The 25,970-nt window shown below is 64.4% G+C and carries 16 protein-coding genes and 2 pseudogenes; 11 read left to right on the top strand and 7 right to left on the bottom strand.

Annotated elements, in window-relative coordinates:
* Positions 1-79 precede the first annotated feature (79 nt).
* A pseudogene (murJ, locus tag G4G28_RS08015) lies at positions 80-1,631 on the bottom strand (murein biosynthesis integral membrane protein MurJ).
* Between the two features lie 209 nt (positions 1,632-1,840).
* Here murJ and rpsT point away from each other — a divergent pair.
* Positions 1,841-2,107, top strand: a complete 267-nt coding sequence (gene rpsT / locus G4G28_RS08020; protein ID WP_056339242.1) for a 30S ribosomal protein S20 — start codon at positions 1,841-1,843, stop codon at positions 2,105-2,107.
* 233 nt (positions 2,108-2,340) lie between these two features.
* Here rpsT and G4G28_RS08025 read toward each other — a convergent pair whose 3' ends face one another.
* Complete coding sequence (locus G4G28_RS08025) at positions 2,341-3,132, bottom strand: DUF2243 domain-containing protein (RefSeq protein ID WP_183108227.1); 792 nt, start codon at positions 3,130-3,132, stop codon at positions 2,341-2,343.
* A 389-nt stretch (positions 3,133-3,521) separates the two neighbouring features.
* Here G4G28_RS08025 and G4G28_RS08030 point away from each other — a divergent pair, with 389 nt between their 5' ends.
* Positions 3,522-5,753 carry an NADP-dependent isocitrate dehydrogenase gene (locus G4G28_RS08030; protein WP_182991541.1) on the top strand — a complete coding sequence of 744 codons (2,232 nt, stop codon included), beginning with the start codon at positions 3,522-3,524 and terminating at the stop codon, positions 5,751-5,753.
* A 224-nt stretch (positions 5,754-5,977) separates the two neighbouring features.
* Here the strand turns inward: G4G28_RS08030 and G4G28_RS08035 are convergent, their stop codons facing one another.
* Positions 5,978-6,535 carry a pseudouridine synthase gene (locus tag G4G28_RS08035; protein WP_183108228.1) on the bottom strand — a complete coding sequence of 186 codons (558 nt, stop codon included), beginning with the start codon at positions 6,533-6,535 and terminating at the stop codon, positions 5,978-5,980.
* 210 nt (positions 6,536-6,745) lie between these two features.
* Here G4G28_RS08035 and icd point away from each other — a divergent pair, with 210 nt between their 5' ends.
* Together icd and G4G28_RS08045 are read left to right on the top strand one after the other, a co-directional pair.
* The gene (gene icd / locus G4G28_RS08040; RefSeq protein WP_182991543.1) at positions 6,746-8,002 is read left to right on the top strand and encodes an NADP-dependent isocitrate dehydrogenase; all 1,257 of its coding nucleotides are present in this window, start codon (positions 6,746-6,748) and stop codon (positions 8,000-8,002) included.
* A 79-nt stretch (positions 8,003-8,081) separates the two neighbouring features.
* Positions 8,082-8,357, top strand: a complete 276-nt coding sequence (locus G4G28_RS08045) for a hypothetical protein (protein ID WP_182991544.1) — start codon at positions 8,082-8,084, stop codon at positions 8,355-8,357.
* A 74-nt stretch (positions 8,358-8,431) separates the two neighbouring features.
* Here G4G28_RS08045 and G4G28_RS08050 read toward each other — a convergent pair whose 3' ends face one another.
* Positions 8,432-8,635: a cold-shock protein gene (locus G4G28_RS08050; RefSeq protein WP_020653506.1), complete on the bottom strand. Its 204-nt coding sequence runs from the start codon at positions 8,633-8,635 to the stop codon at positions 8,432-8,434.
* Positions 8,636-9,104: 469 nt separating this feature from the next.
* Here G4G28_RS08050 and clpS point away from each other — a divergent pair, with 469 nt between their 5' ends.
* The 3 genes from clpS (at position 9,105) to G4G28_RS08065 (ending at position 15,426) form a co-directional block, all read left to right on the top strand.
* Positions 9,105-9,407 carry an ATP-dependent Clp protease adapter ClpS gene (gene clpS, locus G4G28_RS08055; protein ID WP_027864722.1) on the top strand — a complete coding sequence of 101 codons (303 nt, stop codon included), beginning with the start codon at positions 9,105-9,107 and terminating at the stop codon, positions 9,405-9,407.
* Positions 9,404-11,704, top strand: coding sequence for an ATP-dependent Clp protease ATP-binding subunit ClpA (gene clpA, locus G4G28_RS08060; protein ID WP_182991545.1), 2,301 nt, complete (start codon positions 9,404-9,406; stop codon positions 11,702-11,704). Before clpS ends, clpA begins: the two co-directional genes overlap by 4 nt.
* Before the next feature lie 296 nt (positions 11,705-12,000).
* Positions 12,001-15,426, top strand: a complete 3,426-nt coding sequence (locus tag G4G28_RS08065) for a S41 family peptidase (RefSeq protein ID WP_182991546.1) — start codon at positions 12,001-12,003, stop codon at positions 15,424-15,426.
* A 414-nt stretch (positions 15,427-15,840) separates the two neighbouring features.
* On the opposite strand, the gene G4G28_RS08070 is transcribed toward G4G28_RS08065, so the two are convergent.
* Positions 15,841-17,019, bottom strand: a complete 1,179-nt coding sequence (locus G4G28_RS08070; RefSeq protein WP_182991547.1) for a PLP-dependent aspartate aminotransferase family protein — start codon at positions 17,017-17,019, stop codon at positions 15,841-15,843.
* A complete protein-coding gene (locus G4G28_RS08075; protein ID WP_182991548.1) occupies positions 17,016-18,404 on the bottom strand; it encodes a cystathionine beta-synthase in 1,389 nt (462 codons plus the stop codon). The genes G4G28_RS08070 and G4G28_RS08075 overlap by 4 nt, the downstream gene beginning before the upstream one ends.
* Before the next feature lie 348 nt (positions 18,405-18,752).
* Between G4G28_RS08075 and G4G28_RS08080 the strand changes: the two genes are divergently transcribed.
* On the top strand, positions 18,753-19,388 hold the full coding sequence (locus G4G28_RS08080; protein ID WP_182991549.1) for a hypothetical protein: 636 nt from the start codon (positions 18,753-18,755) through the stop codon (positions 19,386-19,388).
* Positions 19,389-19,403: 15 nt separating this feature from the next.
* On the opposite strand, the pseudogene prpR reads toward G4G28_RS08080, so the two are convergent.
* Positions 19,404-21,010 (bottom strand): annotated as a pseudogene (gene prpR, locus G4G28_RS08085) (propionate catabolism operon regulatory protein PrpR); the annotation flags it as partial.
* A gap of 199 nt (positions 21,011-21,209) precedes the next feature.
* Between prpR and prpB the strand changes: the two are divergent.
* From prpB to acnD, 3 genes are read left to right on the top strand one after another with little or no spacing between them, the layout of a single operon-like run.
* Entirely contained in the window at positions 21,210-22,094 is an 885-nt protein-coding gene (gene prpB / locus G4G28_RS08090; RefSeq protein WP_182991550.1) for a methylisocitrate lyase, read from the top strand.
* 23 nt (positions 22,095-22,117) lie between these two features.
* Positions 22,118-23,269 (top strand): 2-methylcitrate synthase, encoded by a 1,152-nt coding sequence (prpC, locus tag G4G28_RS08095; protein ID WP_182991551.1) that lies wholly within the window; start codon positions 22,118-22,120, stop codon positions 23,267-23,269.
* A gap of 12 nt (positions 23,270-23,281) precedes the next feature.
* On the top strand, positions 23,282-25,882 hold the full coding sequence (gene acnD, locus G4G28_RS08100; RefSeq protein WP_182991552.1) for a Fe/S-dependent 2-methylisocitrate dehydratase AcnD: 2,601 nt from the start codon (positions 23,282-23,284) through the stop codon (positions 25,880-25,882).
* Positions 25,883-25,970: the final 88 nt, after the last annotated feature.

A 25,970-nucleotide genomic window follows, 5' to 3' on the forward strand; every position in this document is an offset into this window, starting at 1 on the left:
CCGAACCCGAGCCCGAGCCTGAACCCGTTACGCCCCGGAACCGCCACCGCAGACCGGACGCACCGAGTCCGGACGGTGATTACTTGGCGCGGCGCTTGAAGTCGCGCGGGCGGAAGCCCAGGGGCGCCGAGCACGCCGAAATAGCTCACCGCGCTGGCGGTGACGATGGCCAGCAGGGCCATGGCGCGCATGAGCGGGTGGGCACGCATGCCGATCCAGTCGAGCTGCGCCTGGCCGAACCAGGCCACCGTGCCCATCACCGCCACGGCAATGACGAGCTTGAGGACGAAACTTCCCCAGCCGGGCTCCGGCTGGTAGATCCCGCGCTTGCGCAGGCCGGTGAACAGCAGGGCCGCGTTGATGCAGGCGCCCACCCCGATCGACAGGGCCAGTCCGGCCACGCCCAGGAGCGGTACGAAGACCAGGTTCAACAGCTGCGTGACGACCAGCACGCCCACGGCGATGCGCACCGGCGTGCGTACGTCCTGGCGTGCAAAGAAGGCCGGCGCCAGCGTCTTGACGAGAATGAAGCCGAGCAGGCCGGCGCTGTAGGCCATCAGCGGCAGCGAGGAGGCGATCACGTCGGCGTTATCAAAAGCGCCGTAATGGAACAGGGTGGCGATCATCGGCTCGGCCAGTGTGGCCAGGCCGACGGCTGCCGGCAGGGACAGCAGGAAGGTCAGGCGCAGGCCCCAGTCCAGCAGCGACGAGTATTCGCGGGTATCGCCTTCGGTATTGGCCTTGGCCAGGCCGGGCAACAGGATCGTCCCCAGGGCCACGCCGAGCAGGGCCGTCGGCAATTCCATCAACCGGTCGGCGTACTGCAGTGCCGACACGGCGCCCGCTGCCAGTCCGGCCGCGATCGTGGTGTTGATCAGGAGGCTGATCTGGGCCGCCGCCACCGAGAAGACGGCCGGTCCCATCTTGGCCAGCATGCGGTGCACGCCGGCATCGCGCAGGCCGACCAGCGGGTTGATGGCCAGGCGCGGGAGCATGCCGATCTTCAACAGCGAGGGAAGCTGCAGCGCCACCTGCAACACGCCGCCGATACACACGCCCACGGCCATTGCATAGATCGGCTGCGCGAACCAGTCGGCCATGACCACGGCGGCGAAGATGAAGGACAGGTTCAGCAGGACGGGGGTGATGGCGGGAATCTTGAACTGGCGCCAGGTGTTGAGCACACCGCTGGACAGGGCAACGAAGGCCATGCAGGCGATGTAGGGAAACATCATGCGCGTCATGACGACCGCGGCATCGAAGGCGGCCGGTTCGCGCTGCAGGCCGCCGCCGATCCAGTAGATCAGCACCGGTGCCGCGATGATGCCGGCAATGCTGGTCAGAACGGTTGCCCAGATCAGCACGGTCGCCACATGGTCGACCAGGGTCTTGGTCGCCTGCTGGCCGTGTTTCGTCTTGTACTCGGTGATGATCGGTACGAAAGCCTGCGAGAAGGCGCCCTCGGCGAACAGGCGGCGCAGCAGGTTCGGCAAGCGGAAGGCGATGTTGAAGGCGTCGGTGAAGTTCGAGGCGCCGAAGGCGGCGGCGAACAGGCTTTCGCGCAACAGGCCCGTCACGCGGGACACCATGGTCATGCTGGAGATGGCAGCGAGGGTCTTGAGCAGATTCATGGGGCGAGATTATAGCTGTGCAACAACCGCTCCGCCGCTTCTCTTGCCGGAAGTGTGAAGAATGAATTGCTCGGAAGGGATTCCTTCGCTATAATCGTGGGCTGTACTGAATTCTGTTAGCAGACACTTATGTTTGGCAGGCACTGGAATGGGCCAGTTTGACTCGCTAATGTTTGCAAACGCAACTTGACCCCGATTTAGGAAATTCCATGGCAAATACCGCACAAGCGCGCAAACGCGCTCGTCAAGCAGTTAAGCAAAACGCACACAACAGCGCTCAGCGTTCGACCCTGCGCACCGCAATCAAGGCTGTCCGCAAAGCCATCCAGGCTGGCGACAAAGCCGCTGCGACCAGCATCTTCCAGTCGTCCGTGTCGACCATCGACAGCATCGCCGACAAAAAGATCATCCACAAGAACAAGGCCGCTCGCCACAAGAGCCGCCTGGCTGCTGCCCTGAAAGCCCTGTCGGCCTAACAACCGGTTGGCGCGCGGCGATGCGCCGCGCAGGCAGTACAGTGGAAGAAAGACCCGCCCGACTTCGGTCCTGGCGGGTTTTTCCGCTTGTGGGGCGTGTTTTTGCTCCGCCGCCCGCTTTTTGAGTGTCGCGAGATCGACGTAGGGCGTAGGGCGGCACCTGTGTCCACGCTACGGTTCTATTACTGTGCCTCTGATCGTCGGATGGGACTGCGTGGGCGCGAGTGCCCACCCTACAGCTTCGCCGACGTCCACTTCACGCACCCGAGCGCCAGCGCCGAATTGCTGACCAAAAACGCGCCATGCCGGTAGAGCAGGGCGGTCTTTGCCTTGTCGCGCACGTCGAGCGCCCAGACGTCGCCGGTGGGTGCGGCCCACAGGATGCGACCATCGACCGCCTCGATGCCGGCGAACACCTGGTTCGGCGTCGTGCCTGGCTTGAAGAACACCATGACCGTATCGGTATCCCGGGGCGGCAGGGCCGCGACCGGCCCGCCGACCAGCACTGCCAGCACCAGCGCGGCGGCGCTCTTGCCCCCGCCGACCGGGCCTTCACCCCGGTTGAGCCACCAGGTCAGGGCGACGAAAGCCAGCCCGAACACCACGAACCAGAGCAAGTCCCAGAGGAGGGGATTGACGTCGAGGCGAATGTGGTGGATGCGCAGCACCCAGTGGAACAGTACCGCGTCGACGATGTTCCAGACGCCGAAGCCGAAGGCGGCGCTGGCCAGCAGCAGGCGGTCGCCCGTGGCCGCGGCGCGGCGTGCCTTCCACAGCTTCCACAGGCCGATCGCGGCAATCAGGTACATCAGGACGTGAAAGAGGCCGTCGGCCAGGATCTGCACCTTGATGTCGCGGAAGGGCTCGCCCGGAACCAGCGACAGCAGATGGTGCCACTGCAGCACCTGGTGCAGCAGGATGCCGTCAAAAAATCCGCCCATGCCAAAGCCGAGCAGGAAGCCGGCCCAGGCCAGCGTGCGCAGGGCGGGGATGGCGGAAGCGTCGGATTGGCGGACAGCATTCATGGTGGCTCCTGTCGGATCAAGGGAAGGTGAAACCGCTGTGCGCCATGCTAGCGCGTTCCGCCTGTGCCGCGCGCCCGCCATGCCGGCCGCATTGCCGATCCTTCTAGCCCCTAAAGCTATAGCGCACAGTAAAATACTGGTGCATAATGTGAAACGCCCATCTTATGTCTTATAGAAGACTTCCATCGCGGCGAGGGTTCCAGCCCTGCCGCCAGGCGCCGGCGCCTGCCCCATCACGGCAGGATGTCGCGCCCTGTCCATCATGCTCCCGGTGGGGTAGTATGTCCGGACCTGGTGCCGGCCGCGCGCGTGGACAGGGGCTACTTATCAAGTTGACCAATGCAGGTTTTATATTCGCGGCAGCTTCGCGAGAACTGAGGAAATAGCGCATGAGCAGTGATCCGACCATCATCTACACCCTGACCGACGAGGCGCCGCTGCTGGCGACCCACGCCTTCCTGCCAGTCGTCAGCACCTTCACCAAAGCCGCCGGCATCAAGGTCGAGCAGGCCGATATCTCGGTTGCCGCCCGTATCCTGGCCGCCTTCCCGGAAAACCTGACGCCTGAGCAGCGTGTGCCGGACGTGCTGGCCGAGCTGGGCAAGAAGACGCTCGAGCCGGACGCGAACATCATCAAGCTGCCGAACATCAGCGCCTCGGTCGGCCAGCTGGTTGCCGCGATCAAGGAACTGCAGGGCAAGGGCTACAACATCCCCGACTACCCGGCCGATCCGAAGACGGAAGAAGAAAAATCGATCAAGGCCCGCTACGGCAAGTGCATCGGCTCCTCGGTCAACCCGGTCCTGCGCGAAGGTAACTCCGACCGCCGCGCCCCGCGCGCCGTGAAAGAATACGCACGCAAGAACCCGCACTCGATGGCCGAATGGTCGCCGGCCTCGCGCACCCACGTGTCGCACATGACCCATGGCGACTTCTATCACGGCGAAAAGTCGATGACGCTCGACCGCGCGCGCGACGTCAAGATGGAACTGGTCACCAGGAGCGGCCAGACGGTCGTCCTGAAGCCGAAGGTCGCGCTGCTGGACGGCGAGATCATCGATTCGATGTTCATGAGCCGCAAGGCCCTGCTGGCCTTCTACGAACAGCAGATCAACGATGCCAGGGAAACGGGTGTGCTGTTCTCGCTGCACGTGAAGGCGACGATGATGAAGGTCTCGCACCCGATCGTCTTCGGCCACTGCGTGCGCATGTTCTACAAGGAAGCCTTCGAGAAGCACGGCGCCCTGTTCGACAGCCTCGGCATCAACGTCAACAACGGCATGGCCGACCTGTACAGCAAGATCGCCGACCTGCCGGCTTCGCAGCGCGAAGAAGTCGAGCGCGACCTGCACGCCTGCCAGGAGCATCGTCCGGCGCTGGCCATGGTCGACTCGACCAAGGGCATCACCAATTTCCATTCGCCGAACGACGTGATCGTCGACGCGTCGATGCCTGCGATGATCCGTGCCGGCGGCAAGATGTACGATGCCAACGGCCGCCTGAAGGAAGTCAAGGCTGTCATTCCCGAATCGACCTTCGCCCGTATCTACCAGGAGATCATCAACTTCTGCAAATGGCACGGCGCCTTCGATCCGAAGACCATGGGCACGGTCCCGAACGTGGGCCTGATGGCGCAGCAGGCCGAGGAATACGGCTCGCACGACAAGACCTTCGAGATCCCGGAAGATGGCGTGGCCAACATCACCGACCTGGCAACCGGCGAAGTCCTGATGAGCCAGAACGTGGAAGCCGGCGACATCTGGCGCATGTGCCAGACCAAGGACGCGCCGATCCGCGACTGGGTCAAGCTGGCCGTGACCCGCGCGCGCAACTCGGGCATGCCGGCCGTGTTCTGGCTGGACCCGTACCGTCCGCACGAGAATGAGCTGATCAAGAAGGTGCGCACTTACCTGAAGGACCACGACACCACCGGCCTGGACATCCAGATCATGTCGCAGGTGCGTGCGATGCGTTACACGCTCGAGCGCGTCAAGCGCGGCCTGGACACCATCTCGGTCACCGGCAACATCCTGCGCGACTACCTGACCGACCTGTTCCCGATCCTGGAACTGGGCACCAGCGCCAAGATGCTGTCGATCGTCCCGCTGATGGCCGGCGGCGGCATGTACGAGACCGGTGCCGGCGGCTCGGCGCCAAAACACGTGCAGCAGCTGACCGAAGAGAACCACCTGCGCTGGGACTCGCTGGGCGAATTCCTGGCCTTGGCCGTGTCGCTGGAAGACCTCGGCATCAAGACCGGCAATAACAAGGCCAAGGTGCTGGCAAGGACGCTCGACGCCGCTACCGGCAAGCTGCTCGACAACCGCAAGTCGCCATCGCCGAAGACCGGCGAACTCGACAACCGCGGCAGCCAGTTCTACCTGTCGATGTACTGGGCGCAGGAACTGGCGCAGCAAGCCGAGGACGCCGAACTGGCAGCGCACTTCGCGCCGCTGGCCAAATCGCTGGCGGAGAACGAGCAGAAGATCGTTGCCGAGCTGCTCGCAGTGCAGGGCAAGCCGGCCGACATCGGCGGCTACTACAAGGCCGACGAGGCCAAGGTGAAAGCCATCATGCGTCCGAGCGCGACCTTCAACGCGGCGCTGGAATCGGTAGCGTAAGCCGATCCGCAGTCGTTAAGTTAAAAAACCCGCCCGGCGCAAGCCCGGCGGGTTTTTTTTGTAGGGTGGGCACTCCGTGCCCACGCGGCAGGTGCATATCGCTCGGACACGAGCATCAAAACGTCGCTCGCAAACGCCTGCAATTCTGTCGACGCTACGTGGCGATACTTCACCGCCAACAAATAATACGAACGCCGTATCCGCGTGGGCACGGAGTGCCCACCCTACCTCAATGCGCTTGCCGGCACCTCGACGAACTCCCCCGGCATCAAGGGATGCGTCTGCAAGGAAAACGGCCCGATACTGCTCCGCACCAGCCGCAGCGTCGGCAGGCCGACGGCCGCCGTCATGCGCCGCACCTGCCGGTTCTTTCCCTCTTCCAGCGTGATCGCGATCCAGCTCGTCGGCTTGTCCTGGCGCGTGCGGATCGGCGGGTTGCGCGGCCACAGCCATTCGGGCTCGGCGATGCGCACCGCGCGGCAGGGCTTGGTGACGAAGTCGCCCAGGTCGATCGGCGCCTGCAGGCGCGCGAGCAGGGCGGCATCGGCCACCCCGTCGACCTGCACCAGGTAAGTCTTGGCTTCCTTGTGATCGGGATGCGCGATCTGGTGCTGCAGCTTGCCGTCGTCGGTGAGCAGCATCAGGCCCTCGCTGTCGGCGTCCAGCCGTCCTGCGGGATAGATGCCGGGAATGGCGAGGTAGTCGGCGAGGGAGGCGCGGCCTTCCTGGGGCGTGAACTGGCACAGGACCTGGAAGGGCTTGTTGAAGAGGATCAGCGGCATGAAGTGAATCTCGAACGATAGGGGCCGCCTGTGCGGGGGCTTGCAATGGCAAGGTGCACGAGACTGGTGCATAATGCAAGATACGACTTGCGTCTTATACAAGACAAAGACAAGACACACCACAGGCAGCCAACATCATATTGTAATGTAGATCGCAGGCCAGCTTTCCGCCGCCCCTGGCGCCGGCCATGCGACCACTTGGGAGAACACATGTACCAACATATCAAGGTTCCTGCCGACGGCCAGAAAATCACCGTCAATGCCGACTTCTCGCTGACCGTCCCGGACCATCCGATCATCCCCTATATCGAAGGCGATGGTACCGGCATCGACATCACCCCGGTGATGATGAAGGTCGTCGACGCGGCGGTGGCCAAGGCCTATGGCGGCGCCCGCAAGATCAGCTGGATGGAAATCTATGCCGGCGAGAAGTCGACCAATGTGTACGGCCCGGACGTCTGGCTGCCGCCGGAAACCCTGGAAGCGGTGAAGGACTATGTGGTTTCGATCAAGGGTCCGCTGACCACGCCGGTCGGCGGCGGCATCCGCTCGCTCAACGTCGCGCTGCGCCAGGAACTCGACCTGTATGTCTGCCTGCGCCCGGTTCGCTACTTCACGGGCGTGCCGTCGCCGCTGAAACAGCCGGAAAAGACCGACATGGTGATCTTCCGCGAGAACTCGGAAGACATCTATGCCGGCATCGAATGGGCGGCCGATTCCGAGGGCGTGAAGAAGGTCATCGACTTCCTGACGAAAGAGATGGGCGTCAAGAAGATCCGCTTCCCGGAGACCTCGGGCATCGGCATCAAGCCGGTCTCGCGCGACGGCACCGAGCGCCTGGTGCGCAAGGCCATCCAGTACGCGATCGACAACGACAAGCCATCGGTCACGATTGTCCACAAGGGCAATATCATGAAGTACACCGAAGGCGGCTTCCGCGACTGGGGCTACGCGCTGGCCCAGAAGGAATTCGGCGCCGAGCTCATCGATGGCGGCCCATGGTGCAAGTTCAAGAATCCGAAGACGGGGCGCGACATCATCGTCAAGGATTCGATCGCCGACGCCTTCCTGCAGCAGATCCTGCTGCGTCCGGCCGAGTACAGCGTGATCGCCACCCTGAACCTGAACGGCGACTACATCTCCGACGCGCTGGCGGCGCAGGTGGGCGGCATCGGCATCGCGCCGGGCGCCAACATGTCGGATTCGGTCGCCATGTTCGAGGCCACCCACGGCACCGCGCCGAAATATGCCGGCAAGGACTACGTCAACCCGGGCTCGCTGATCCTGTCGGCCGAGATGATGCTGCGCCACATGGGATGGGTCGAGGCTGCGGACCTGATCATTTCGGCGATGGGTAAAGCCATCCAGTCCAAGCGCGTCACCTATGACTTCGCGCGCCTGATGGAAGGCGCGACCCAGGTATCGTGCTCGAGCTTTGGCGATGTGATGATCGAGCAGATGCAATAAGCAGACAAGCCTTTTGATAACAGCCCCGCGTTCGCACGAACCCGGGGCTGTTTTAGTTGAGCCAGGCCAGGAGAATAGCGTGAGCAAAGCACCCAATTACGAACGTATTATCCCTTTTGTGTATGCGTTCTACCGCACGGGACTCAGTCCCGAGCAGTTACGTGGCCTCGGTACACCGGATCGGGGGGCGCTCGCGTCGCCGTTGGGTGAGCGTGCACGGCAACTGGCCGATCGCTTCGACCAGCTGCTTTCCGCTAAAGAAGACCAGCACGTGGACGACGCGCAGCTGCAAGCCATGCTGGAAGAGGCGCAAGCGCTGAGTAAAGAACTGGGCACGCGGCCCGGGCAAGGCTGAGGCGGGGCAGGCGGCGCGGCACAGGCGAAAAAAAACCCCGCTATTGGCGGGGTTTCTTGCTTCCGCAGGGAGGATTACATGCCCTGGATGTTGGAAGCTTGCTTGCCTTTAGGGCCTTGCGTGACTTCGAATTGGACTTTCTGACCTTCTTTGAGGGTCTTAAAACCGTTCATGTTGATTGCGGAGAAGTGCGCGAACAAATCTTCACCGCCGTCATCTGGAGTGATGAAGCCAAAGCCTTTGGAATCATTGAACCACTTAACAGTACCAGTTGCCATAAAAGAACTTTCAAATTTAAACTAATCACACGAGCCATAAAAGCAAGAAGCTTCTTGCCCCCTCCTCAGCCTGCTCACTTCTTATCAACAAGTACATAAGTACAAGTCAATGGTTGCATTGTTGATGCACTAAAGTTGTAAGTCAAGCCCTTTAGCATAGTTGTTGTTAATTTTTTCATACTGCCTGCATAAGGGGGTAAAAGCCCTTCGCGAAACGCCTGGCAGGAGTGCGCGACGCCCCGTAGACACCCGCCCGGCCTGTCGCGTGGACTCGTCGCTGGCGTTTTGCCTGACGATGCGAAACAAGCTCTTGATTTCTGCAATCGGAGCGCCATCTGCGCATTCAACGGAAAACAAGTAAGATGAAAGCGAATCGAAGTGAGCGGGCAGTAAGCTGAACGTAGTGAGCAGATCGTACCGAGCTGACGTTTACGCTTTGCATCATCCTTGAACGCATTAGAATACGCCCATGGCAACCAAGCACGATACCGAACAGCTGCTGGAGCGGCAGACAGTGAAACCCCCGCCCCTGTATCAGGTGGCGTTGCTGAATGATGACTACACGCCGATGGAATTTGTGGTGGCGATCATTCAGGAGTACTTCAACAAGGATCGCGAGACGGCGACGCAGATCATGCTTTCCGTGCACCGTCATGGTAAAGGCGTGTGCGGCGTGTTTTCCAAAGATATAGCGTGTACCAAAGTGGAGTTTGTCTTAACGCATGCGCGCAAGGCGGGTCACCCCCTGCAGTGCGTGATGGAGGAAGTATGATTGCGCAGGAACTTGAAGTATCCCTACACATGGCCTTTGTCGAAGCCCGACAGGCACGGCACGAGTTCATTACCGTGGAGCACCTGCTGCTTGCGCTCCTCGATAATCCCTCGGCCGCTGAAGTCCTGCGTGCATGCGCGGTCAATATCGATGACCTGCGCAAGACCCTGACCAATTTCATCGGCGATAACACGCCGACCGTGCCCGGCACGGGCGAGGTCGACACCCAGCCGACGCTCGGCTTCCAGCGTGTGATCCAGCGCGCGATCATGCACGTGCAGTCGGCGTCGAACGGCAAGAAGGAAGTCACGGGCGCCAACGTGCTCGTCGCGATCTTCGGCGAGAAGGACTCGCATGCCGTTTACTACCTGCACCAGCAGGGCGTGACCCGTCTCGACGTGGTGAACTTCATTTCGCATGGCGTGCGCAAGGACCAGCAGATCGACAGCCAGAAGGCGTCGGAAGGCGTGGAAGAGGCGCAGGTCGAGGGCGCAACGAAGGAGAGCCCGCTCGACCAGTTCACGCAGAACCTGAACAAGGCCGCTGCCGACGGCAAGATCGATCCGCTGATCGGCCGCGAGGAAGAAGTCGATCGCGTCATCCAGATCCTCTGCCGCCGCCGCAAGAACAATCCGCTGCTGGTCGGTGAAGCCGGTGTCGGCAAGACGGCGATTGCCGAAGGCCTGGCATGGCGCATCGTCCAGGAAGACGTGCCCGAAATCCTGCAGAACGCCGTCGTGTTCTCGCTCGACATGGGTGCGCTGCTGGCCGGTACCAAATACCGCGGCGACTTCGAACAGCGCCTGAAGGCCGTCCTGAAGCAGTTGAAGGACACGCCGAACGGCATCCTGTTCATCGACGAGATCCACACCATCATCGGCGCCGGTTCGGCTTCGGGCGGTACGCTCGACGCATCGAACCTGCTGAAACCAGCGCTCGCCAACGGCCAGCTGAAATGCATCGGCGCGACCACGTTCACGGAATTCCGCGGCGTGTTCGAGAAGGACCATGCACTCTCGCGCCGCTTCCAGAAGGTGGACGTGAACGAGCCCTCGGTCGAGCAGACCGTGCAGATCCTGCGTGGCCTGAAGTCGCGCTTCGAAGAGCACCACGGCGTGAAGTACTCGTCGTCGGCACTCTCGACCGCGGCCGAACTGGCGGCGCGCTTCATCAACGACCGCCATCTGCCGGACAAGGCGATCGACGTCATCGACGAAGCGGGCGCGGCACAGCGCATCCTGCCGAAGTCGAAGCAGAAGAAGACCATCGGCAAAACCGAGATCGAGGAAATCATCGCCAAGATCGCGCGGATTCCCCCGCAAACGGTCAACCAGGACGACCGTTCCAAGCTGCAGACGATCGACCGCGATTTGCGCAACGTCGTCTTCGGCCAGGACCCGGCCATCGATGCACTCGCTTCGGCGATCAAGATGGCGCGTGCGGGCCTGGGCAAGCAGGACAAACCGATCGGCTCCTTCCTGTTCTCCGGTCCGACCGGTGTCGGCAAGACCGAAGTGGCCAAGCAGCTGGCCTTCATCCTCGGCATCGAGCTGATCCGCTTCGACATGTCGGAGTACATGGAGCGTCACGCCGTGTCGCGCCTGATCGGTGCGCCGCCGGGTTATGTCGGCTTCGACCAGGGCGGTTTGCTGACCGAAGCCATCACCAAGAAGCCGCACGCGGTGCTGCTGCTGGACGAAATTGAAAAAGCCCACCCGGACATTTTCAACATCCTGCTGCAGGTGATGGACCACGGCACGCTGACCGACAACAACGGACGCAAGGCCGACTTCCGCAACGTGATCATCATCATGACCACGAATGCGGGTGCCGAGAGCCTGACCAAGCGTTCGGTGGGCTTCGTCGATTCGAAGGCTGCCGGCGACGAGATGGCCGACATCAAGCGCATGTTCACGCCGGAGTTCCGCAACCGCCTGGACGCGATCATCAGCTTCCGTGCGCTGGACGAGGAAATCATCCTGCGCGTCGTGGACAAGTTCCTGATGCAGCTGGAAGAGCAGCTGCACGAGAAGAAGGTGGAAGCCATCTTCACCGAGAAGCTGCGCAAGTTCCTCGGCGCGAAGGGCTTCGATCCGCAGATGGGTGCCCGTCCGATGTCGCGCCTGATCCAGGACATGATCAGGAAAGCCCTGGCCGACGAATTGCTGTTCGGCCGCCTGACGAACGGTGGCCGCGTCACCGTCGACATGAACGAGAAGGACGACGTCGTCCTCGAGTTCCCGGAAGGCGACGCACTGCCGCCGCCGGCCCCGGCCGAAACGGTCGAGATCGAGTAATCGATCGGCTGATCCAGAAAACCGCGCTTCGGCGCGGTTTTTTTTCGCCTGTGAACGGCAGCGATGCCACCTTCTTGCAGCGCCGGCTATCGTAGGGTGGGCGCCCCGTGCCCACGCTGACAACACCTTCCGATGACATGGACCCAGAGCGTGCCGCGCCCACCCTATGGTCGATGACGCAATGTCAGCTCGAGACAGCGATGCACCGGCCGCCGGATTTTTTGCCTGTATGCACGCCCACGCCGTCCACCCCTGTGGCACACTCATTCTCTTCAGCAACCCTTGCCGCAGAGAACATGAACCTGTCCCGCACCATCCTCGCACTGTCGCTGGCGCTCGTCGGCACCCAGGCCACCGCCGCCGATCCGTATTTCCGCTATCCCGCCCTGCGCGGCGACACGGTCGTGTTCACCGCCGAGGGCGACCTCTGGCGCACGACCCTGGCCGGCGGCAAGGCCACGCGCCTGACCACGCACCCGAATGCCGAGACCCACGCCGCCATCTCGCACGACGGCAAATTCGTCGCCTTTGCGGCGTCATACGAGGGCGCCCAGGAAGCCTATGTGATGCCGCTCGAAGGCGGCCTGCCCAAGCGCATCACCTTTGAAAACGGCGGCGTGACCGTGTTGGGCTGGACGGCGCAAGGCGAAGTCCTGGTCAGCACCGAAAATTCCACTGGCCCCTCCAAGCACCGCGTGGTCGCCGCGCTCGACCCGGTCAGGATGACGCGGCGCGTGCTGCCGCTGGCCGACGCCAACGACGCGGTGCTCGACGACGCAGGGCGCACCGTCTATTTCACGCGCATGGGCCTGACCATGACCAACGATAACGTGAAGTCCTACCGCGGCGGCGCCTATGCCCAGCTGTGGCGCTTCGACCTGGCAGCTGGCGGCAAGGCGCCCGGCGAGGCTACGCCGCTCTTCAAGGGCGACAGCAACAACAACCGTCACGCGATGTGGTGGCAGGGCCGCCTCTACTTCATCAGCGACGCCGACGGTGCCGACAACATCTGGTCGTCGCAGCCGGACGGCAGCGACCGGCGCCAGCATACGCGCCACAAGGAATGGGACGTGCGCAGCGCGGCGCTCTCCGATGGCCGCATCGTCTACGGGCTCGGCGCCGACCTGCACGTGCTGGAGATCGCCAGCGGCACCGACACGCTCGTCAAAGCAAGCCTGGTGTCGGACTTCGACCAGACGCGCATGCGCCGCGTGAAGTCGCCGCTCGATGCGCTGACCAGCATCGAGCTGGCCAACAAGGCCGAGCGCATCGTCCTGACCGCGCGCGGCCGCGTGACGATTGCCGGCACCGGCAGCTATCGGCGCGTCGAGATCGCCGTGCCGGACGGCGCTAGAGCCCGCAGTGCCGTATTCAGCCACGACGACAAATGGGTGTACGCGATCGTCGACGCCAGCGGCGAGAACGAGATCTGGCGCTATGCCGCCGACGGCTCCGGCGCCGGCGAACGCCTGACGATGGATGGCGCCAGCCACCGCGCCAACCTCTACCCGTCGCCCGACGGCAAATGGCTGGCCCACACCGACAAGAAGGGCCGTACCTGGCTGCTCGACCTGGCGAAAAAGACCAATGTCATCGTCGACGACGCCGGCCAGGTGGGCCTCGAACGCCCCGACCAGGTCGTGTGGTCGCCCGACAGCCGCAACCTGGCTTTTGTCCGCGTCGGCAGCAGCGAACAGCGCAACCAGATCGGCATGTTCAATCTCGCGACGAAGGAAATGAGTTTCGTCACGACCGACCGCTACGAGGCCAATTCCCCGGCATTCTCCCCCGACGGCAAGTGGCTCTACTTCCTCTCGGCCCGCAACTTCAACCTCGGCAACGCCTCGCCCTGGGGCGACCGCAACATGGGGCCCGTGTTCGACAAGCGCGTCGGCGTGTATGCGCTGGCGCTGCAGCCTGGCGGACGTTTCCCCTTCAAGCCCGAGGACGAGCTGACCAAACCCGAAGAAACGCCAACCGACAAGCCGGCCGAGAAATCGACCGCCAAGCCGGGCGACAAGCCTGCTGAGACTCCTGCCGACGCTGCGCGCGGCGGTAGCAGCGCCGATGCTTCCCATGCCGCCAAGGGCGGTGCGGATGCCACCGCGTCCGCCGGCGCAAAAGACGGCGCGGCCGCGAAGAAGCCGCTGCCGGCCGTCGTGTATGCGGGCCTGCGCGAACGCCTCTACGAAGTCCCCGTCGCCCCCGGCAATTACCGCGGGCTGGCCGTCGACGACAAGCGCCTGTACCTGCTGGACGCCGACGACGACGGCAGCAAGGGCAACCTGCTGACGCTGCCCATCAGCCGCAGCACGCCAAAGCTGGAAACCTTTGTCGGCAACGTGCGCGAGTTCGGCCTCACCGACGACAAGAAGCACGTGTTCTATCGCACCTGGGCGAAGGGCACGCCGGGCGACATGCTGATCGTCGACGCCGGCGCCAAGGCACCCGCCGACCTGTCGCGGTCGAAGGTGAAAATCGACGACTGGGCGGTGAGCTCCAACCCGCGCATGGAGTGGAAGCAGATGTTCAACGACGCCTGGCGCATGCACCGCGACTTCCTCTACGACGCGCGCATGCGCGGTATCGACTGGAACGCCGTGCGCACCCGCTACGCGCCGCTGGTCGAGCGTGTCACCGACCGCGCGGAGCTCGACGACGTGCTGGGCATGATGGTGGGCGAAGTCGGGGCGCTGCACTCGCAGATCCGCCCGGGCGACCTGCGCCGCGCGCCCAGCGAAGGCACGCCGGCCAGCCTGGGCGCGGTGCTGACCAGGGTGCCCGAGGGCTATCGCGTCGACCGCGTGTACCGCAGCGAGCCGGAGCTGCCGGCCGAGCGGGGTCCGCTGGCCGCACCCGACGTGAATGTGAACGAGGGCGACATCATCACGGCAGTCAACGGCAAGTCTGCGCTTGATGCACGCGACATCGCCGACCTGCTGCTCGACACGGCCGACAAGCAGGTACTGCTGCAGGTGCAGCGCCAAGGTGCGAAGGCACAAGCCAAGCCGCGCGCCGTCATCGTCACGCCGGTCTCGATGGCGCGTCACGCGAGCCTGCGTTATGCGGACTGGGAACAGGGCAGGGCGCAGCAGACCGACGCCGCGTCGAAAGGCCGCATCGGCTACCTGCACCTGCGTGCGATGGGCGCGCGCGACATCAATGCCTTTGCGCGCGACTTCTACGCCAACGTGAACAAGGAAGGCCTGGTCATCGACGTACGGCGCAACAACGGCGGCAACATCGACAGCTGGATCATCGAAAAGCTGCTGCGCCGCGCCTGGGCCTTCTGGTCCTCGAACGGCCGCCAGCCGCAGCCGAACATGCAGGGCACCTTCCGCGGCCACCTGGTCGTGCTGGTGGACGAGCTGACCTATTCGGACGGCGAGACCTTCGCGGCCGGCGTCAAGGCGCTCAAACTGGGCCCGCTGGTCGGCAAGCGCACGGCTGGCGCGGGCGTGTGGCTCAGCGACGGCAATGGCCTGAGCGACAACGGCATGGCGCGGGTGGCGGAGTTCGGCCAGTTCTCGAGCGACGGCGAATGGCTGATCGAGGGTGTGGGCGTGGTGCCCGACGTGGAAGTCGACAACCTGCCGCACGAGACCTTCGCCGGGCGCGACCGCCAGCTGGAAGTGGCGATCGAACTGCTGGAGAAGAAGCTGAAGGAGCAGCCGGTGAAGGTGTGGAAGCCGGCGGCGATTCCGGCCTTGAAGCGGGAGTAAGAGTGGAGGCACGCTGCTTGAAGTGGCGTGCCGGTAAGGCTGCCGATGTTCGGATGGTGAGACAGCGTGGGCACGGAGTGCCCACCCTACATATCGCGAGGTTCGTAGGGTGGGCACTCGTGCCCACGCTGTCTACGTGTCGCGAGGTTCGTAGGGTGGGCACTCGTGCCCACTGCCGATGTTCGGATGGTGAGACAGCGTGGGCACGGAGTGCCCACCCTACGTGTCGCGAGGTTCGTAGGGTGGGCCCGTCATCGAGGCCATTGGCCTCGATGACCCCACGCGGTATGACATCATGAACAGTTCGTAGGGTGGGCCCGTCATCGAGGCCATTGGCCTCGATGACCCCACGCTGTCTGGCCTCATGAATAGCCGCGCCATTACCGGAGCCGCAGGATGGCCCCGTTCAAACCATCACATCGCGTCCAGCGCCCGCTGCAGATCCGCCCGCTGGTCCTCGACATGCTCGATCCCCACCGACAGGCGGATCAAGGTGTCGCCAATCCCCAGCTCCGCCCGCTGTGCCGGCGGAATCGTCGCATGCGTCATCAATGCCGGATGCTCGATCAGGCTCTCGACGCCGCCCAGGCTCTCGGCCAGCGTGAATACCTTGCACGCTTCCAGGAAGCGCCGCGAGCCGGCCAGGTCGCCTTCGAGCTCGATCGAGATGATGCCGCCGAAGCCGCTCATCTGCCGGCGCGCCAGCGCATGCTGGGGATGCGATTCCAGCCCCGGGTAATACACCTTGCGTACCTTCGGCTCGCGCTCGAGCCACTGTGCCAGCGCCAGCGCATTCGCGTTGCTGCGCTCGACGCGCAGGGCCAGGGTCTTGATCCCGCGTAGCACCAGGAAGCTGTCGAAAGGCCCCTGGATCGCGCCCACGGCGTTCTGGATGAAGCCCAGCTTGTCCGCCAGCTCGGCCTGGTGCGCTTCGCGCCCGACGACGGCCACGCCGCCGATCACGTCCGAGTGCCCGTTCATGTACTTCGTGGTCGAGTGCACCACGATGTCGATGCCCAGTTCCAGGGGGCGCTGGTTGATCGGGCTGGCGAAGGTGTTGTCGCAGACGGTGACGATGCCGCGCTCGCGGCACAGGCGCGCGATCGCCGAAAGGTCGGCGAGTTTGAGCATCGGGTTGGTCGGGGTCTCGACCCAGACCAGGCGTGTCTCGGGCGTCAGGGCGGCGGCCAGCGCCTCCGGGTCGGCCAGGTTCACGTAGGTGAAGGTATGGCCGGCGCTGACCCTGCGCACACGCTCGAACAGGCGGTAGGTGCCGCCGTACATGTCGTCGCCGGCGACGATGTGCGAGCCGGCCGGCAGCAATTCGAGCACGGCGGAAATCGCCGCCAGGCCCGAGGCAAAAGCGAAGGCCGCGCTGCCGCTTTCGATGTCGGCGACGCAGCGCTCCAGCGCCCAGCGCGTCGGGTTGTGCGAGCGGCCGTAGTCCAGGCCCTTGTGCACGCCCGGGCTCTCCTGGACAAACGTCGAGGTGGCGAAGATCGGCGGCATCACGGCGCCGGTGGATGGATCCGGTGCCTGGCCGCCGTGGATGACGCGGGTGGCGATGTGTTGTTTGTTGTCGGAAGAGCTCACGATAGGGTCCTGCGCAAATGGTTGAGAAGGTCGAAGCGGGTGATCAGGCCGTAGAAACGGTCGCCGTCGGCGATCACGGCGGTCAGGCCGCGGTCGAGGATATCGCGCAGCTGGGCCATGCTGGCGGCCGGCGTCAGCGTCTGCAGCTGCGAGGTCATCGTAGAGGAAACCGGCGTCTGGAAGCGCGCGGCCTCGTTCGTCACGTGCAGCAGCAGGTCGGACTCGTCGATGATGCCCACCAGGCGGCCCTTGTCGATCACCGGCAGCTGGGCCAGGTCGCTCGAGCGCATGCGGTTGAAGGCGACCAGCAGGGTATCGGTCGGACTGACCGTGACGACTTCGCCGGCGTCGAAGCGGCGGCCGATCAGGTCGCGCAGGTCGCCGGTTTTCGGACGGTGCAAGAGGCCCTGGTCGACCATCCAGCCGTCGCTGTAGACCTTGGTCAGATAGCGGGTGCCGGTGTCGCAGACAAAGGTGACGACGCGTTTCGGCGTCGTCTGGGCGCGGCAGTACTTCAGCGCGGCGGCCAGCAGCGTGCCGGTCGAGGAACCTGCAAGGATGCCCTCATGCTGGAGCAGGGCGCGCGCGGTGCCGAAGCTTTCCTCGTCGGTGATGGTGTAGGCGCTGCGCACGCGTGACAGGTCGGCGATGCCCGGAATGAAGTCCTCGCCGATGCCTTCCACCGCCCAGGAGCCGGCCTCGTCGGCCAGGTGGCCGGTGTTCACGTAGTCGGCCAGGATCGAGCCTTTCGGGTCGGCCAGCACGAATTCGAGGTCGGGCTGGACACGCTGGAAGTAGTTCGACAGGCCGGTCAGGGTGCCGGATGAACCGACGCCGACGACGATGGCATCGAGCTCGTGGCTGGTCTGCTCCCAGATTTCCGGGCCGGTGGTGGTTTCGTGGGCGCGCGGGTTGGCCGGGTTGTTGAACTGGTCGGCAAACCAGGCGCCGGGAATCTCGCGTGCCAGGCGCGCCGCGTAGTCCTGGTAGTACTCGGGGTGGCCCTTGCCCACGTCCGAGCGGGTCAGGTGGATTTCGGCGCCCAGGGCTTTCAGGTGCAACACCTTTTCAGCGGCCATCTTGTCGGGCACGACCAGCACGACGCGGTAGCCCTTGATGCGCGCCACCAGGGCCAGCCCCAGGCCGGTGTTGCCGGCCGTGGCTTCCACGACGGTGCCGCCGGGTTGGAGGCTGCCGTCAGCCTCGGCCGCCTCGATCATGGCGCGGCCGATGCGGTCCTTGATCGAGCCGCCCGGGTTTTGCGATTCCAGCTTCAGGAACAGCTGGCAGGGACCGGTATCCATGCGGGTGACTTGCACCAGCGGTGTGTTGCCGATCAGGGAAAAGATTGCCGCTTGAGACGCGTGTTGCTGCTTGCGTGACATGTTGCCTCCAAATAAACGCCTTGTGGGCGCTGGGACGACGGATGAGAGAGCGCGGGTAGGGCGCCGGGCCGTGGTAAAAAAAGCATGGTACGACTGATCAAGGCGGTTTGTCTTGAACTGGCGCGAAAAGACGAACCACGGCCAGCGCCGCCCGAGGAGCGCGAGCGTAGCACTGATAAGGCTTGTCTATACAATAAGAAATTCGCATAAGTGTATGCGGTTTTTGACTTGGTGCGGAGCATTTCGCGGCACACGCTGGTGCTCCTAAGCCACGTCCGCCGTAAAATTTTGCCAACGCCTGAGCCAGACGCTTATACTGGAGCACTATTTCTTTTTGGCATGAATAACATGATCACGCACATTCGCTCCCTCGTACCCGCAGCTGCAGCTGCCCTGACTTTGTTGGCCGGCTGCGGCGGCGAAGGCGGTGTGCCGCTGGGCGAGTTCCCCGCGATCAATATGGCGGAAGGCGAGACGGTCGAGCTGAAGGCGCCGAGCTCGAAGAGTCCGGCAACGTTCAGCTTCAGCAGCAGCAACCCGGCCGTGGCCGAGGTGAGCGGCACGACGCTGTTCGCCCGCGCGCCTGGTGTCAGCACGATCACCGCGCAGCAGGGGAAGATGGGCAGCTACAACCCCACCTCGACCAGCACCACCGTGACCGTGGCCGCCTATGTCAGCCATGGCGGGATGCTCTGGATGCCACCGAGCACGACCCTCAGGAACTGGGCCGATGCAAAAGCGTTTTGCGAGAATACGACCATCAAGACCCTCGACGGATGGCGGGTGCCGACCCAGGCCGAGCTGACCGCGATGGCGTCGTCGGTGGCGCTCCCTAGCCAGGGCTGGCTGCTGGCCGACACCTGGACCTCGAACCCCGGATCCGGTGCGAATACGCACGTGGTCCTGAACCTGTCGAGCAAGGTGTCGAGCTCCATCGCCAGCGACAAGACAGCCGCCGTCACCTGCGTGAGGACGGCACCCTAAGCGCCCCTGGCCGCCTGCGCGCAGGCGCCGCCACAGGTCGTGCGGCTGATGCCGAGATGGCGCGCGGCGGCATCGCGCTGGCCGTTGAAGCGCGCCAGCACCGCCGCCGCACTTTCCTCCGCAGGCGCTTCCAGCCTGGTCGCGGGCGCGGGAAGCACCGTTTGCCCCGCGACTTGCGCCAGCTCCGGCGCGATCCCCAGCAAGAAACTCGGCGTCAAGGCCTGCAAGGGCTCGGCCGCCGTGGAACAGGGCCAGGCGCTCCATCAGGTTGCGTAGTTCGCGCACGTTCCCCGGCCAGGGGTAGGCCGCCAGCAGCGGCGCGCAGGCCTGGATTTCGGCATGCAGGTTCGGATGCGGACGCGCACCCAGCGCTGCCAGCGACTGCTTCAGCGACCACTCGGCCAGCGGTGCGATATCGACCGCGCGTGCCCGCAGCGCCGGCAGCGCCAGGCGCAGGACCGCCAGCCGGTAGAACAGGTCGGCGCGGAAGCGCCCTCGCGCACCCGCGCCTCCAGGTCGCAGTGGGTAGCGCTGATCACGCGCACCGCGATCGGCACCGGACGCGTGCCGCCCACCCGCATCACCTCGCGTTCTTCCAGCACCCGCAAGAGGCGCGTCTGCAGCGCCAGTGGCATTTCGCCGATCTCGTCCGGGAACAGGGTGCCGCCATTTGCCGCCTCGAACAGGCCCGCATGGCCGCCGCGGCGCGCCCCCGTGAACGCGCCTTCCTCGTGGCCGAAAAGTTCCGACTCCAGTAGCGACTCGGCGATTGCACCGCAATTGACCGCCACGAAAGGCCGGTTCGCGCCCAGGCTGCGCGGCCCTCGCGGTGGATGGCCTGGGCGACCAGCTCCTTGCCGCTGCCGGTCTCGCCACGGATCAGGACGGTGGCCGGCGAGCGCGCGTACAGCACCACCGTCTGGCGCAGGCGCTCCATCGCATCGGACTCGCCCCGTAAATCGTTCAGGCCGCGGCGCGCGCTGCACCGTGTTCGCGCTGCCGCGGCGGATCCGGTTCGCTTCCAGCTGGGTCAGGCGCGCCACTTCCAGCGCATCGTCGAAGGCCTGGCGGATCGAGGCGGCCGAGTACAGGAACACGCTGGAAAGATTCGCCTCCTCGGCCAGGTCCGTGATCAGGCCGGCGCCGACGACCGCCTCGATCCCTGCGCTCTTCAGTTCGCGGATCGCCGCGCGCGCATCCTCGCGCGTCACATAGGTGCGCTGGACGATGTCGAGGCCGAAAGTGGCTGAAAATTCCGCGAGCTCGGGCAGCGGTTGCTGGTAGCTGATCACGCCGACGCGTGTCGACATCTTGCGCGCCTGCGCCAGCGCACGCATGACGTCGTAGCCGCTGGCCTTGGCCACCACCACCGGCGCCGACACCCGGCCCTTCAGGTAGGCGCCGTTCGAACCGGCGGCGATGACGACGTCGCAGCGTTCGCCCGCCATGCGTTCGCGGATGTGGCGGGCCGCCTCGTCAAAGCCGAGCTTGATCGGTTCGATGGTCGCCAGGTGGTCGTATTCGAGCGTGATGTCGCGGAACAGGTCGGACAGGCGCGAGACGGACACCGTCCAGATGACGGGTTTGTCGGCTTCGACGGGAGCAGGGGAGAGTGGGCGCATGTTGCAATTTTACTGCAACGATGTTTCGTGCGTTTCATTTGAAACGACGAGTGAAACATCACGGGGACGGAAGCTGAGCGAACCCTGGATGCAAGTAGCTGAAACATAAAGGATTTCTGCTCATCGGATGCAGCCGGCATGGCTGGCACGCTCCTTGCAAAAGAGGGAGCCATTCATCACCGAACCCTCAGGAGAGCACATGACCCCATCCGCAGGCGCGCTGTTTCGCCGCGCAGTCCAGGAAGAATCGCCGCTGCAAGTCGTCGGCGCCATCAATGCCAACCACGCGCTGCTGGCCAAGCGCGCCGGCTTCAAGGCCATCTACCTGTCCGGTGGCGGCGTCGCCGCCGGCTCGCTCGGCCTGCCCGACCTGGGCATCTCGAACCTGGACGACGTGCTGACCGACGTGCGCCGCATCACCGACGTCTGCGACCTGCCGCTGCTGGTCGACGTCGACACTGGCTTCGGTTCCTCCGCCTTCAACGTGGCGCGCACCGTCAAATCGATGATCAAGTTCGGCGCCGCGGCCATCCATATCGAAGACCAGGTCGGCGCCAAGCGCTGCGGCCACCGTCCGGGCAAGGAGATCGTCTCGAAAGGGGAGATGGTCGACCGCATCAAGGCGGCGGTCGACGCACGCACCGACGAGAACTTCGTCATCATGGCCCGCACCGATGCGCTGGCCGTCGAAGGTTTCGACGCCGCCATCGAGCGTGCAGTGGCCTGCGTGGAAGCCGGTGCCGACATGGTCTTCCCGGAAGCGATGACGGAACTGGGCATGTACGCCAAATTCGCGAAAGCCGTGGGCGTGCCGATCCTGGCCAACATCACCGAATTCGGCTCGACCCCGCTGTTCACCGTGGACGAACTCAAGTCCGCCGACGTCGGCCTGGTGCTGTATCCTCTGTCGGCTTTCCGCGCCATGAACAAGGCGGCCGAGAACGTCTACACGGCGATCCGCCGTGACGGTTCCCAGCAGGCCGTGCTCGATACGATGCAGACCCGCGCCGAGCTGTACGAGCGCATCAACTACCACGACTTCGAGCAGCACCTCGACGCCCTGTTCGCAGCCCAGAAAAAATAACAACCACTGAATTGGAGATCGACATGACTGAACAAGCCCCAGCATTCAAGCCAAAAAAATCCGTTGCCCTGTCGGGCGTTGCCGCCGGTAACACGGCCCTGTGCTCTGTCGGTAAATCGGGCAACGATTTGCACTACCGCGGCTACGACATCCTGGACGTGGCCGATTCCTGCGAATTCGAAGAGATCGCCTACCTGCTGGTGCACGGCAAGCTCCCGACCGCCGCCGAACTGAAGGGCTATAAAGCCAAGCTGAAGATGCTGCGCGGCCTGCCGCACGCGGTCAAGCTGGCGCTGGAAGCGCTGCCGGCCGGCAGCCACCCGATGGACGTGATGCGTACCGGCGTCTCCGCGCTGGGCTGCGCGCTGCCGGAAAAGGACGACCACAATATCGCCGGCGCGCGCGACATCGCCGACCGCCTGATGGCCTCTTTCGGCTCGATGCTGCTGTACTGGTACCACTTCAGCCATAACGGCCGCCGCATCGAAACGGAAACCGACGACGACTCGATCGGCGGGCACTTCCTGCACCTGCTGCATGGCACCGCGCCATCGGAAGAGTGGGTGAAGGCGATGCACACCTCGCTGATCCTCTACGCCGAGCACGAGTTCAACGCCTCTACTTTTACCGCACGCGTCATCGCCGGCACCGGTTCCGATATGCACTCGGCCATCACCGGCGCCATCGGCGCGCTGCGGGGCCCGAAACACGGCGGCGCCAACGAAGTCGCCCTCGACATCCAGAAGCGCTACGAGAACGCCGACGAAGCCGAAGCGGACATCCGCAACCGCGTCGCCAACAAGGAAGTCGTGATCGGCTTCGGCCACCCGGTCTATACGATTTCCGACCCGCGCAACAAGGTCATCAAGGAAGTGGCGCGCTCGCTGTCGCAGTCGGCCGGTTCGATGAAGATGTTCGACATCGCCGAGCGCCTCGAGTCGGTGATGTGGGAAGTCAAGAAGATGTTCCCGAACCTGGACTGGTTCTCGGCCGTCTCGTATCACATGATGGGCGTGCCGACCGCGATGTTCACGCCGCTCTTCGTCATTTCGCGTACCTCGGGCTGGGCCGCGCACATCATCGAGCAGCGCATCGACAACAAGATCATCCGCCCGAGCGCGAACTACGTCGGTCCGGAAGACCTGGCCTTCGTGCCGATCGCCGATCGTAAATAACCGAGTTTTAGAATGAACAACGCCTACCGCAAACCCCTGCACGGCACGGTGCTTCACTACTTCGACGCGCGCGAAGCCGTCGACAGTATCGAAGCCGGTGCTTGGGACAAGCTCCCCTACACCTCGCGCGTGCTAGCCGAAAACCTGGTGCGCCGCTGCGAGCCGATGGCGCTCGTGCCGTCCCTGAAACAGCTCATCGAACGCAAGCGCGACCTCGATTTCCCCTGGTACCCGGCGCGCGTGGTCTGCCACGACATCCTCGGCCAGACGGCCCTGGTCGACCTGGCCGGCCTGCGCGACGCCATCGCGCTGGAAGGGGGCAACCCCGCGCTGGTGAACCCGGTGGTGCCGACCCAGCTCGTCGTCGACCATTCGCTGGCCGTCGAGTGCGGCGGCTTCGATCCGGACGCGTTCGAAAAGAACCGCGCCATCGAGGACCGCCGCAACGAAGACCGCTTCCACTTCATCGACTGGACCAAGAAGGCCTTCCAGAACGTCGACGTGATCCCGCCGGGGAACGGCATCCTGCACCAGATTAACCTCGAGCGCATGTCGCCCGTGATCCAGGTGAAGGACGGCGTCGCCTTCCCGGATACCCTGGTCGGCACCGACTCGCACACCCCGATGGTCGATGCGCTGGGCGTGATCGCCATCGGCGTGGGTGGCCTGGAAGCGGAAAGCGTGATGCTGGGCCGCGCCTCGTACATGCGCCTTCCGGACATCGTCGGCGTCGAACTGACCGGCAAGCCGGGTCCCGGCATCACCGCCACCGACGTCGTGCTGGCGCTGACCGAGTTCCTGCGCAATGCCAAGGTCGTGTCGACCTACCTCGAGTTCTACGGTGAGGGCGCATCGAACCTGACCCTGGGCGACCGTGCGACGATCTCGAACATGGCGCCGGAATTCGGCGCCACCGCCGCGATGTTCTACATCGACGAGCAGACCATCAAGTACCTGAAACTCACCGGCCGCGAAGACGAGACCGTGAACCTGGTCGAGCTGTATGCGAAGGAAACGGGCCTGTGGGCCGATGCGCTCACGACCGCCGAATACGAGCGCGTGCTGCGTTTCGACCTCTCGACCGTGGTGCGCAACATCGCCGGCCCGTCGAACCCGCACAAGCGCGTGCCGACCTCGGAACTGGCGGCGCGCGGCATCGCCGGCGTGGTGGAAAACGAACCGGGCCGCATGCCCGATGGCGCCGTCATCATCGCGGCCATTACCAGCTGCACCAACACGAACAATCCGCGCAACATGGTCGCGGCGGGCCTGCTGGCGCGTAACGCCAACGCCCGCGGCCTGCTGCGCAAGCCCTGGGTGAAATCCTCGCTGGCGCCGGGCTCGAAAGCCGTGTCGCTCTACCTGGAAGAAGCGGGCCTGCTGCCGGAGCTGGAAAAGCTGGGCTTTGGCGTCGTCGCCTTTGCCTGCACCACCTGCAACGGCATGAGCGGCGCGCTCGACCCCGTCATCCAGCAGGAGATCATCGAGCGCGATTTGTACGCGACCGCCGTCCTGTCGGGCAACCGCAACTTCGACGGCCGCATCCACCCGTATGCGAAACAGGCCTTCCTGGCCTCGCCGCCGCTGGTGGTGGCCTATGCGATTGCCGGCACCATCCGCTTCGACATCGAGAAGGACGTGCTGGGCGTGGACGCCAACGGCCAGCAGGTGACCTTGGCCGACATCTGGCCGAGCGACGAGGAAATCGACGCCGTCATCGAACAGAGCGTGAAACCCGAGCAGTTCCGCAAGGTGTACACGCCGATGTTCGCGCGCGTGGCCGACGATGGCGAAGCCGTCAGCCCGCTGTACGACTGGCGCGAGATGTCCACTTACATCCGCCGTCCGCCGTACTGGGAAGGCGCGCTGGCCGGCGCCCGCGCCTTGTCCGGCATGCGTCCGCTCGCGGTCCTGGGCGACAACATCACGACCGACCACCTGTCGCCGTCGAACGCGATCATGATGGATTCCGCCGCCGGCGAATACCTGTTCAAGATGGGCCTGCCGGAAGAGGACTTCAATTCCTATGCCACCCACCGCGGCGACCACCTGACGGCCCAGCGCGCGACGTTTGCCAACCCGACCCTGAAGAACGAGATGGTGCGCAATCCCGACGGGACCGTGCGCGCGGGTTCGCTGGCACGCATCGAACCCGAAGGCCAGGTGACGCGCATGTGGGAAGCCATCGAAACCTACATGGAGCGCAAGCAGCCGCTGATCGTGATCGCCGGCGCCGACTACGGCCAGGGTTCCTCGCGCGACTGGGCGGCCAAGGGCGTGCGCCTGGCGGGCGTGGAAGCGATCGTCGCCGAAGGCTTCGAGCGCATCCACCGCACGAATCTGGTTGGCATGGGCGTGCTGCCGCTGGAGTTCATGCCCGGCGTGAACCGCTTGAGCCTGGGCATCGACGGTACCGAGACCTTCGACGTGATCGGCGAACGCACGCCGCGCGCGACGCTCACCCTCGTGATCAATCGTCGCGATGGGCAGCGTGTCGAGGTGCCGGTGACCTGCCGCCTCGATACGGCGGAAGAGGTGTCGATCTACGAGGCGGGCGGCGTGCTGCAGCGCTTCGCGCAAGACTTCCTGGCGTCGTCGAAAGTCGCGGCGTAATCCGGACGTTTTCGAGGGCGATTATTTTCCGCCCGTGACGATGTTCGGCGCACATAAGCGCGTGGGCACGGAGTGCCCACCCTACGGG

The organism is Massilia sp. Dwa41.01b (assembly GCF_014171775.1).
In the GTDB taxonomy this organism is placed as follows: Bacteria; Pseudomonadota; Gammaproteobacteria; order Burkholderiales; family Burkholderiaceae_D; genus Telluria.

Bases quoted from the DNA above. Each gene is read 5' to 3' on its own strand.
- rpsT (WP_056339242.1), top strand. From the start codon at position 1,841: ATGGCAAATACCGCACAAGCGCGCAAACGCGCTCGTCAAGCAGTTAAG.
- G4G28_RS08025 (WP_183108227.1), bottom strand. From the start codon at position 3,132: ATGAATGCTGTCCGCCAATCCGACGCTTCCGCCATCCCCGCCCTGCGC.
- G4G28_RS08030 (WP_182991541.1), top strand. From the start codon at position 3,522: ATGAGCAGTGATCCGACCATCATCTACACCCTGACCGACGAGGCGCCG.
- G4G28_RS08035 (WP_183108228.1), bottom strand. From the start codon at position 6,535: ATGCCGCTGATCCTCTTCAACAAGCCCTTCCAGGTCCTGTGCCAGTTC.
- icd (WP_182991543.1), top strand. From the start codon at position 6,746: ATGTACCAACATATCAAGGTTCCTGCCGACGGCCAGAAAATCACCGTC.
- G4G28_RS08050 (WP_020653506.1), bottom strand. From the start codon at position 8,635: ATGGCAACTGGTACTGTTAAGTGGTTCAATGATTCCAAAGGCTTTGGC.
- clpS (WP_027864722.1), top strand. From the start codon at position 9,105: ATGGCAACCAAGCACGATACCGAACAGCTGCTGGAGCGGCAGACAGTG.
- clpA (WP_182991545.1), top strand. From the start codon at position 9,404: ATGATTGCGCAGGAACTTGAAGTATCCCTACACATGGCCTTTGTCGAA.
- G4G28_RS08065 (WP_182991546.1), top strand. From the start codon at position 12,001: ATGAACCTGTCCCGCACCATCCTCGCACTGTCGCTGGCGCTCGTCGGC.
- G4G28_RS08075 (WP_182991548.1), bottom strand. From the start codon at position 18,404: ATGTCACGCAAGCAGCAACACGCGTCTCAAGCGGCAATCTTTTCCCTG.
- G4G28_RS08080 (WP_182991549.1), top strand. From the start codon at position 18,753: ATGATCACGCACATTCGCTCCCTCGTACCCGCAGCTGCAGCTGCCCTG.
- prpB (WP_182991550.1), top strand. From the start codon at position 21,210: ATGACCCCATCCGCAGGCGCGCTGTTTCGCCGCGCAGTCCAGGAAGAA.
- prpC (WP_182991551.1), top strand. From the start codon at position 22,118: ATGACTGAACAAGCCCCAGCATTCAAGCCAAAAAAATCCGTTGCCCTG.
- acnD (WP_182991552.1), top strand. From the start codon at position 23,282: ATGAACAACGCCTACCGCAAACCCCTGCACGGCACGGTGCTTCACTAC.